Source organism: Caballeronia grimmiae (assembly GCF_000698555.1).
GTDB classification, from domain to species: Bacteria; Pseudomonadota; Gammaproteobacteria; order Burkholderiales; family Burkholderiaceae; genus Caballeronia; species Caballeronia grimmiae.
Window position 1 is genome coordinate 1 of record NZ_JFHE01000081.1, and the last position, 7,711, is coordinate 7,711.

At 59.6% G+C, this 7,711-nt stretch carries 12 protein-coding genes; 5 read left to right on the forward strand and 7 right to left on the reverse strand.

The window, feature by feature from the left end:
• Positions 1–182 (forward strand): hypothetical protein (locus BG57_RS33600; protein WP_035970870.1); only part of this gene is annotated, 182 nt, incomplete at its 5' end.
• 297 nt (positions 183–479) lie between these two features.
• Here the strand turns inward: BG57_RS33600 and BG57_RS30235 are convergent.
• The 6 genes from BG57_RS30235 to BG57_RS32135 all read right to left on the reverse strand — a co-directional run bounded on the left by BG57_RS30235 (position 480) and on the right by BG57_RS32135 (position 4,894).
• Positions 480–674: a hypothetical protein gene (locus BG57_RS30235; protein WP_035970871.1), complete on the reverse strand. Its 195-nt coding sequence runs from the start codon at positions 672–674 to the stop codon at positions 480–482.
• Positions 675–777: 103 nt separating this feature from the next.
• On the reverse strand, positions 778–1,593 hold the full coding sequence (locus tag BG57_RS30240; RefSeq protein WP_229754136.1) for a CsgG/HfaB family protein: 816 nt from the start codon (positions 1,591–1,593) through the stop codon (positions 778–780).
• A 406-nt stretch (positions 1,594–1,999) separates the two neighbouring features.
• Entirely contained in the window at positions 2,000–2,155 is a 156-nt protein-coding gene (locus tag BG57_RS33220; protein ID WP_160174775.1) for a hypothetical protein, read from the reverse strand.
• Positions 2,152–3,093, reverse strand: coding sequence for a hypothetical protein (locus BG57_RS30245; protein WP_035970872.1), 942 nt, complete (start codon positions 3,091–3,093; stop codon positions 2,152–2,154). Before BG57_RS30245 ends, BG57_RS33220 begins: the two co-directional genes overlap by 4 nt.
• 95 nt (positions 3,094–3,188) lie before the next feature.
• Positions 3,189–3,689: a DUF2726 domain-containing protein gene (locus tag BG57_RS31340; RefSeq protein WP_052006105.1), complete on the reverse strand. Its 501-nt coding sequence runs from the start codon at positions 3,687–3,689 to the stop codon at positions 3,189–3,191.
• 95 nt (positions 3,690–3,784) lie between these two features.
• Positions 3,785–4,894, reverse strand: coding sequence for a CAP domain-containing protein (locus tag BG57_RS32135; RefSeq protein WP_075583256.1), 1,110 nt, complete (start codon positions 4,892–4,894; stop codon positions 3,785–3,787).
• Positions 4,895–5,319: 425 nt separating this feature from the next.
• Between BG57_RS32135 and BG57_RS30265 the strand changes: the two genes are divergently transcribed.
• The 4 genes from BG57_RS30265 (at position 5,320) to BG57_RS30275 (ending at position 6,770) form a co-directional block, all read left to right on the forward strand.
• Positions 5,320–5,553, forward strand: coding sequence for a type II toxin-antitoxin system Phd/YefM family antitoxin (locus BG57_RS30265; RefSeq protein WP_035970879.1), 234 nt, complete (start codon positions 5,320–5,322; stop codon positions 5,551–5,553).
• Positions 5,553–5,930 (forward strand): type II toxin-antitoxin system VapC family toxin, encoded by a 378-nt coding sequence (locus BG57_RS30270; protein ID WP_035970881.1) that lies wholly within the window; start codon positions 5,553–5,555, stop codon positions 5,928–5,930. Before BG57_RS30265 ends, BG57_RS30270 begins: the two co-directional genes overlap by 1 nt.
• 121 nt (positions 5,931–6,051) lie before the next feature.
• Positions 6,052–6,198, forward strand: coding sequence for a hypothetical protein (locus tag BG57_RS32860; RefSeq protein WP_206539445.1), 147 nt, complete (start codon positions 6,052–6,054; stop codon positions 6,196–6,198).
• 125 nt (positions 6,199–6,323) lie between these two features.
• The gene (locus BG57_RS30275; RefSeq protein WP_035970886.1) at positions 6,324–6,770 is read left to right on the forward strand and encodes a TIGR02594 family protein; all 447 of its coding nucleotides are present in this window, start codon (positions 6,324–6,326) and stop codon (positions 6,768–6,770) included.
• Between the two features lie 282 nt (positions 6,771–7,052).
• On the opposite strand, the gene BG57_RS30280 is transcribed toward BG57_RS30275, so the two are convergent.
• Positions 7,053–7,559 carry a hypothetical protein gene (locus BG57_RS30280; protein WP_035970883.1) on the reverse strand — a complete coding sequence of 169 codons (507 nt, stop codon included), beginning with the start codon at positions 7,557–7,559 and terminating at the stop codon, positions 7,053–7,055.
• Positions 7,560–7,711: the final 152 nt, after the last annotated feature.

The following is a 7,711-nucleotide window of genomic DNA, read 5'->3' on the forward strand; positions in this document are numbered from 1 at the left end:
CGCTGCTCTCACCTTGTTTGACGCGCGGCACGTCGGAAGCAGGTTCGAACGGCGTCGGCGTGCTGCTGACGACGCAAGAGCACTCCACTTTGACTGACGATGAACTGATGGTGGTCGCTCGACAGGTGGCGGCTGCGAATGACGTCGACGGCGAAATTCTCATCGGTGAGTTGAGAGAGTGATGCGACAGCAGCGTCGCATTGTCGATGGCACCAGACATGGGACCCACGAAGTCGGACTCTGACGTAGAACGGTCACAGCATCGTTTCTTCGTCGAAGTCCGGGTCAACGACGTAGCAACCAGCGCGGCCGGCAACAGCAATTGGGCGCGCGCGAAGCGAGTACTTGAATGTCTGCCACGTAATCCGTCGTCGTAACAGAAGCCGTCCAACGTTGATCGCGTATCGCATGATCCTACCCATCTAACAATAACGGCCGACGCGAAGCTCTCGCTGCAGCGGCGGCCCATAAGACGTGCTTCAGGCGCGGCTAGCGAGCGCCCGTTCGATCTTGCGATCGGTTTTGTACTGACCGAGTGCGAAAACGGACCACATAGCGGCGGGCAGCCAGCCAATGATCGAGATCTGCAACAGCAGGCAGAGGATCCCGGCGATGGGGCGGCCGATCGTAAAGAACTGTAGCCACGGCATGATGATGGCGAGAAAGAGGCGCATGTTGGGTTCCTTGATGGTTCGACGAGACCGTTATAACGGCCGCTTGGATGGATCCTTGACGGAGCGGAGGTCCTTGCTGCCTCCCGCCCCTCGCTCGATTAGTTCACGACCAGAGCGCCGCCATTGCCGAGGCCGCCCTTGACGTTTGCGCGCGGTACTGGCGAACTGCGCCGACGAGGTTGTTGAGCGAGTCGGTGAATGCAGCGACGACGACCTTGCCCTGCGCAGTCCGTGCGTACGCACCGCCGCCCGCAGCGCCAGCGCCGCCGAAGCCGCCCGCGAACACGCCTGAGAGCATGCCGAAGTCGACGTTACGCGCCGAACCTTCGGCGGCCGCGAGTTGGACGCCGGAGCGGTTGTCGACGAGCGTCAGCATGGTCGACGCTTCCTGTGCATTCATCGTGCCGGCGGCACCGGCGAGCACACCGCCAACCACGGGCACGAATGCGAGCAGGCCCGCTGCGCCGCCGCCCGCGTCACGGTTGCTAAATGTCACGGTCGGGCTGATCGTGTAGTCGGCCGCGACCATCTGGCCTTTGTGCATCTTCGAGGTCTTGCGCAGTTCGCCCGATGCGTTCAGCGAGCGTTCACCCATCGCAGTGCCGAGCGCGCGGCCGCGATCGACGATAACGAAGCAGTTGCTTTGCTGAACGAGGAGCTTCAGGACGGGCACCGTCGAACCGAGCTGGTACTGACCGGTGAGAAGGCCGTACCACGGCGCTTCTGTATCTTCGACGATGGCGACGGTGCCGAGCGGCGCCGTGCAGTGCTGCAGGCCTGCGTTGGCGTTTTGCGACGCTTCGCCAGCAGCGGAACCGGTCGCCGCCGTCTTGGCGGATTGCGCGCCCGGCTGCATCTGTGAGCAAGCGGACAGCGCGAAAACGGACAGGGCGGCCACGCCGATCATTTTGAGCTTCATATTTCCTCGTTGTTGTTCGTGTGGTCTTTTGTGTTGGCTTCAACGGCCAAGCGGACCTTTAATCAAAATCTTTCTGTGCCTCGCAACATCGGCTCAGCGTGTCTGGCGTCGTTGTGTCAGCCAGGGCAGCGGCCGGTGTGAAAGGCTTCTCGAATTCGGTACTACACCGACTCTCTCCAGCGAGCCGGGTCCTGCGCGCGTTTAGGGACGTGTCGGCCGCCGTCTGGAGCCGGGAGTCAAGGGGCAGGGGTGCTACGTGCCGGGGAGGTTGTTGGCGACGCGGCCAACTCTCCCAAGGCGATATCAAGGCTACCGACCAAGAAACGACGGCAGGACCGGAAAGAGGCGTCTTTTTTGATGCTCTTTCATCTCGCCGACCGCTAACGCCATCGGCGCTCCAAGGGCGTCACGCGCCACCACACTCCATCGAGGCTTGATGCCTGCGCACGAATCCGACGCATCGCCCCGCGCGCACCATCAGCCCGCCGTCCTTGACGAAGCCCATGTCTTTCAGTGCCTGCGTGGTGTAGCGCTTTCTGAGCGTTGCGTAGATGCGCGTCATGACGCCTTACCGGCCGAAGCAGCGGCCACCTTCGGAGGGCAGTCGAAGCCGGTCCGCTCCCCGCGGATCACCTCAACATCCGCGCGGTTTGCCCGCACGAGGACGTCTCGCGACCCGTTTGTTTCATCGAAGAGCCGAACGTAGGAACTGCCGCCCACGCCATGCCACACGGCGCGGGCATCGCGCGTCCCCCACTTGTCCGTGGTCGGAAGCTTGCAGAACTGCGCCTTCACTCCGCTCGCCGTCGCGATCGCAGCCAACTCCGTGTGTTCAGCGTCGGAGAAGACGACGACGTGACCGGGCGCCGAGCGCACGCCGAGGTTGACCATTGCCAGATTCAACAAGGCGGGGCGGGTTGCTACGAGTAGACCGAAGAGCGTCATCGCAAGGAAGCTCACGGTCAGGCGAATGCTGGGTCGCTGTGCCGTGGTGGGGACGATGAGCAGCAGGATCCCGCCGATTAGGCCGGCGGCCGCGAAAAACAACAACGTCGCGTGCATCCGCGCATCGGACGATTGATCTCTCAGAAAGAACAACGTGGAGATAAACGCGATCGTAGCGATCAACGACATGAAGACTGTTGCTCCGTTATCGACTGCGCGATGCAGCGAAGCTGCCGGTGGCTCCCCGCGCCGCTTGAGGCGGAAGTTGTTTGCGACGACGACAAGCTTGAGCGCCCACAACGCCGCGAAGGCACCGAAGCCGATGCCAATCAGCGCAATGCAAGTGAATGAGAACGCGGCGGAGGCGAGGAAGAAGGCATCGCCGAGCGACAAACCCTCGGGCACGATGCTTTCGAAATAGCAGTAGGCGATCAAAACAGCACCGCCGAGGAGAAGGACCGCTTTCCACGCGGTCGCAAAGGATGCTTGAATGACGTCGATGAGCGACTTGACCAGCTTGATCGCATCGACGGGTTCTTTCTTGTTGGGTTCCATGGGACCTCGCTTAGGTGACGATAGCGACGCGAGTTCGTTCGCGTCACAAACCAGCCTATCGACACCACCGCGAAGTCAAGGAACCTGCCGCCGCTTCACACCTGAGAGAAGAAAGAGGAACGTTCGGTTGCTTGAACGCGCGTCTCGGGAGGGTAGAGCGCAGCGCGGATTCCCTTCTCGTCCGGCTTCGCCTTCGACTGGAAGCGGACGGTCCGGACGCCCGCGCTTGCGAGATATCCGTCGCGCACGGCGTCACGCGCGGCGTCGTGCGTCCTGTCATCGAGCTCAGCAACAGCAACGAGCGCAAGCTGCCTGTCGTAGACCGCGTAGTCCACCCGCTTTTGCGAGATCCGTCGAAAGTCGATGGTGCGCTGCTTTCCGTTGAAGAGCGGCTGGATAATCGCTGACATCGCGACCGGCGGAAAGACCAACGCCTCTGGAAGCGCCCGACGAAGCCGCTCGAAGAACTCCTTCTCGTTGCCGGTCAGCAGGGGAACAGCCCTATATCGCGGCTTCGCGGCTACCTTGCTGGCAATGACCGCGACGATACCAAGCAATAGCGCTGTGACTACAACTGGCGCAATGTGGCTTTGCATGTGCCCTCGATGCGGTTATAGGTCGAGCACGGCAAGCAGGAGGCGGGATGCCACGTGGGCCTCGCTGAAAGCCGTGAACTTTATGGAAGCGGCTCTTAAAGGACCGCTGGCGGACGAATACCGCCACCGTTCAACCGTTGGGCCTTCGTTGTGCTCGCGGCCTTGGTAGTGAACGACCAGGTGAGATCGAGCGGACTGGTCTGCGTTCCGGTCACGCCCATCGCGGTTAGAACGCCGACGACATGCACGTTGTACGTTGCACTCGCGTTGAGCGGCTTGAACGGAACGCACATCGCGGCGTTCGTCAGCGCGGTATCGTTGGCTGAAGTCTGAAGCTGACACGGCACGGCATTCCCGCCGCTGTCCGTGACCGTATAGCTCACGGAACTCAACTTGGAAAACATGCTCCCCTGAATGGTGATCGGATACCCGGTGTACGTCTGGTTGTACTGCGGGGCGGAGGCGAAGGGGCTTGGAATCTCGTTGACATACCAATCCGTCGGAACGTCCGTCTCGTTCGGGTACGGATAAGCGATGACTTGCGTGCTGCTGAGGGCCGAGGTCTGATTGCCGAAGTCGATGTTAAACGCCCCCCACGTCGAGCTTGAGGCGCTGCCCACCCCCATGCTGGCGAAGTTGTCGAGCATGATGATTCGGTGATAGGGCGCGTCGAACAGGCCCCTGACGCCCACCAGAGAGTCGGTGAATGCGCGTACATCACCGGCACTTGTGACCTCGCCCCAAGTCGTGTAGCGGCCTTGTGCGTCGATGCGGACTCCCGGGGATGCACCGGTGAATCCAGGATGACCAGCCGTCTCGTTGTGGCTCAAAATCGAGTTGTCGGCAAGATAAACAGCATGGTTTTGCGACGACGTCGTTAGCCCTTTATCGACCAACAGCGCGGTCGTGTAGCCGACGTTATGCCTTATGGCGTTGAGGCAAGCGACGCTGTCGGCGATGGGGTCGCCTGTGGCAACAACGCTCTGCGCCGTGGATGCCGGTGGCAGGAAGCTCGCCTTCTGCGACGCGGCTGGCGTGCCACTCTGGCTCCCTGTGTTGTTTGAGCCTCCGGTGCCGGTCGAACTTCCTGTGCTGTTCGAATCGGAGGAACCCGAGCCGCCGCCGCATGCGGCGAGCACGGCGACCGTCAAGGCCGTCAAAGCGGAAAGGCGGATGGACGGCAATACAGCAGACGACTGTTTCAAACCAGACCTCGTTATGTTCGTGGACGCCTGAGCAGGCGTTTTCATCGTTTTTTCTGTTCACCGACCCGTCCCGAGGGAGCGGATTGTTGACGAGCCAGTGTTGCCCGAAAAGGGGGCTTGTCAAGGCAGCGGAGTCGTTTCTAACGCGCCTTGCGCCAGCGCCCCGCTTGGCAATTGCCCGGTGCCGGCATGAACATGGTGACTAGAAATTTGCTTCTTGCGAGAGCGAAAGCTGCGCTTTTTCGTGCGTCCTTAACACCCTTAGGTCACCCCGGTGCCCGATTTCGCTCGTGGTCGGCCCGGCTAGCCGTGCTTTCACAACGCCGTCATATAGCCCGTGTTCCGCCGGCATCGAAGCACGCGGCGTCGCCCGCGTTGCAATCTGACGGTGGTTTGGCTAGACTAAGCTAACCAACGGAGGACTCATGCAAACCGTGAACATCCATGAAGCGAAGTCGCAGCTCTCGCGCCTCATAGAGGCAGCCGTCAGCGGCGAAGAAGTCGTGATCGCGAAGGCCGGAACGCCGGTAGTACGCCTAGTTTCAGTGGAGCAAAAGCCGAAACTTCGCTTCGGTTTGATGAAGGGAAAAATCAAGATTGCTGACGACTTCGACGCGCCGTTGCCCGACGAGGTTTTGGCGACATTCGAGGGTCGTTGATGCGTCTTTTGATCGACACACACGTTTTGTTGTGGGCGATGAGCGGCGATAAAAGGCTTTCCAAACGTGCCGAAGCAACGATGCTCAACGCCGACGCCGTGTTCGTCAGCGCCGCGAGCATTTGGGAGATATCTATCAAATCGGCACTCGGGAAGCTGGACGCCGATGTAAAGGAGCTAGTCGCACGCATGGCGGACGCGGGGTTTCGCGAACTACCAGTAACAGCGGCGCACGCTGCAACAGTTCGCGAGCTGCCAGATATCCATCGAGATCCATTTGACAGGATGCTCGTGGCGCAAGCCATCACGGAGCCACTGCGCCTGCTCAGCGACGACGACAACGTCGCGAAGTGTACGGATCTCGTCATTCGAGTTTGATCGGCACGGAAAACAGACGGCATGACAGGAAAGCCGTTTCGCACCAGCAAGAAACCCGAAAACGCTATGGCGATATCACTTAACGCCGCAGCGGGCGCGCGTTTTATAGACACACACTGGCATGAGGAAGAAGGAAATGGTCGGGCGTTTTGTACTCGTGTTGACGATGATTGCGGCACTGATCGGCTTGACTGCTTGTAACACGGTCGCCGGTTTTGGGCGGGACATCACTGATTCTGCAAACGCGGTTAAGCGCGTTGTTTTTTGAATTGCGTTGACAGGACGGCCGCTCCGGGCTCCTGCCGTGGGCGCGCACTGGTGAAATCGCCATTCTCCAAGGCGCGAGACGCACTCGACGAGCCCCGGGGAAAAGCAATGGTACGGAAGACGCTGATGAGCGAAAACTTACAAGCAACGAACCTCGATGTCCCCGTATGGCTACGTGTCGCGCTTCAGGAGAAAGGCGTCAGGCGTTTCGGTGTGGGAGAGTGCAATCCTCGAATAGCGGAATACAACCAGTGCACGCAGCTTGCGGGCTACGACGACAAAATCGCATGGTGCTCATCGTTTCTCAACTGGTGCATGAAGCAATCCGGCCTTCGTGGCACGGGCTCAGCGTTAGCACGGTCTTGGCTCACGTGGGGACGGCCTCTTAGTCAACCGAGATATGGATGTGTTGCAGTTCTCACCGCTGATGACGCGGTCGACTGGAAGGGGCATGTTGGGCTGTTTCTTCGAATCGATGCAGATAACGTCAATCTGCTCGGGGGCAATCAGCTTGAGGAGGTCAGGGAGCTTGCATACCCGAACGACCGCGTGCTGTCGTATCGCTGGCCTTAGACCCGCGCTAAACGTCCATTGCGAGGCATCGAGCGCTGTTACCGGCCACAAGCGGTCCTCGGGCATCGGCGCAGAGTGGCCACTCAAGCGGCGGCTAGGTTCTAAAAGCCGACGCTCCACGAAGAATCTTTAGGGGCGGCGCACATCATCGTGTCGAATCCGAACGGTATCGCAGCATTGCAAGCAGATCACGATGGGCAAGAAGAGGAGCGCTAAGAGTGCCGGAAGCCTATTTTTTAACAATAGTTTCATGCATAAGGCGCTCTGCGGATATTGAGGCAATCATTCCTGAGTTTTTTCTTCCGAGTTAGTCTGCATGCGGTCATCGCACGCAGCCCCGTGTCGATTCAGGTCGATTTCCATCCTCGCACAAAGCTTCAGGAAGTCCGTCCAATACTCGCTCTGGTCTGAAATTCTGGCAAAGATCTTTCGATTTGCAAGTATGTTGTCAAGCCGATAACTGAAAAGCCGCTTGAACGTACCCTCGTCGATGAAACGGTCACTCATCATAATTTCGCAGTATTCAAGCAAGCCCATGTATGCCTCAACATCTGCAAGTTCTCTGGGGCTGCTCGGGTGCGTGTCAGAGCCGAACCAATCTCCGCCCACCCGCAACTTGCTATGCACCTCGTCGTGCCGTCCGAACGCCGTGCGCACGTCTAGCCAAAGCTTTGCTCGATTCGTCCGGTAATTAAAGAAGTTTGCGAACGCCGTCACCGCAAGCGAGAGCGAAGCAATCAGCACGCCGATGACAGTTGCGCTATCTCGGTATTGTCCGATATCCACCATCGTTACACCTGTGAGTCGTTACGCCAGTATAGGCAACAAATGGCTCTCTGCGGCCGTGTCGATCGGGAAGCAACGCGACGGTGTCGTCGAACATTTTGTCATGAGAGCGTCCGGCTTAGCCCGTTTAGGTTTATTCGATGCCTGCCATCGGC

What these genes read in the sequence shown, in the direction of transcription:
- BG57_RS31340 (WP_052006105.1), bottom strand. Translation starts at nt 3,689, where the DNA reads ATGCAAAGCCACATTGCGCCAGTTGTAGTCACAGCGCTATTGCTTGGT.
- BG57_RS30265 (WP_035970879.1), top strand. Translation starts at nt 5,320, where the DNA reads ATGCAAACCGTGAACATCCATGAAGCGAAGTCGCAGCTCTCGCGCCTC.
- BG57_RS30245 (WP_035970872.1), bottom strand. Translation starts at nt 3,093, where the DNA reads ATGGAACCCAACAAGAAAGAACCCGTCGATGCGATCAAGCTGGTCAAG.
- BG57_RS30235 (WP_035970871.1), bottom strand. Translation starts at nt 674, where the DNA reads ATGCGCCTCTTTCTCGCCATCATCATGCCGTGGCTACAGTTCTTTACG.
- BG57_RS30275 (WP_035970886.1), top strand. Translation starts at nt 6,324, where the DNA reads ATGAGCGAAAACTTACAAGCAACGAACCTCGATGTCCCCGTATGGCTA.
- BG57_RS32860 (WP_206539445.1), top strand. Translation starts at nt 6,052, where the DNA reads ATGAGGAAGAAGGAAATGGTCGGGCGTTTTGTACTCGTGTTGACGATG.
- BG57_RS30240 (WP_229754136.1), bottom strand. Translation starts at nt 1,593, where the DNA reads ATGAAGCTCAAAATGATCGGCGTGGCCGCCCTGTCCGTTTTCGCGCTG.
- BG57_RS30280 (WP_035970883.1), bottom strand. Translation starts at nt 7,559, where the DNA reads ATGGTGGATATCGGACAATACCGAGATAGCGCAACTGTCATCGGCGTG.
- BG57_RS30270 (WP_035970881.1), top strand. Translation starts at nt 5,553, where the DNA reads ATGCGTCTTTTGATCGACACACACGTTTTGTTGTGGGCGATGAGCGGC.
- BG57_RS33220 (WP_160174775.1), bottom strand. Translation starts at nt 2,155, where the DNA reads ATGACGCGCATCTACGCAACGCTCAGAAAGCGCTACACCACGCAGGCA.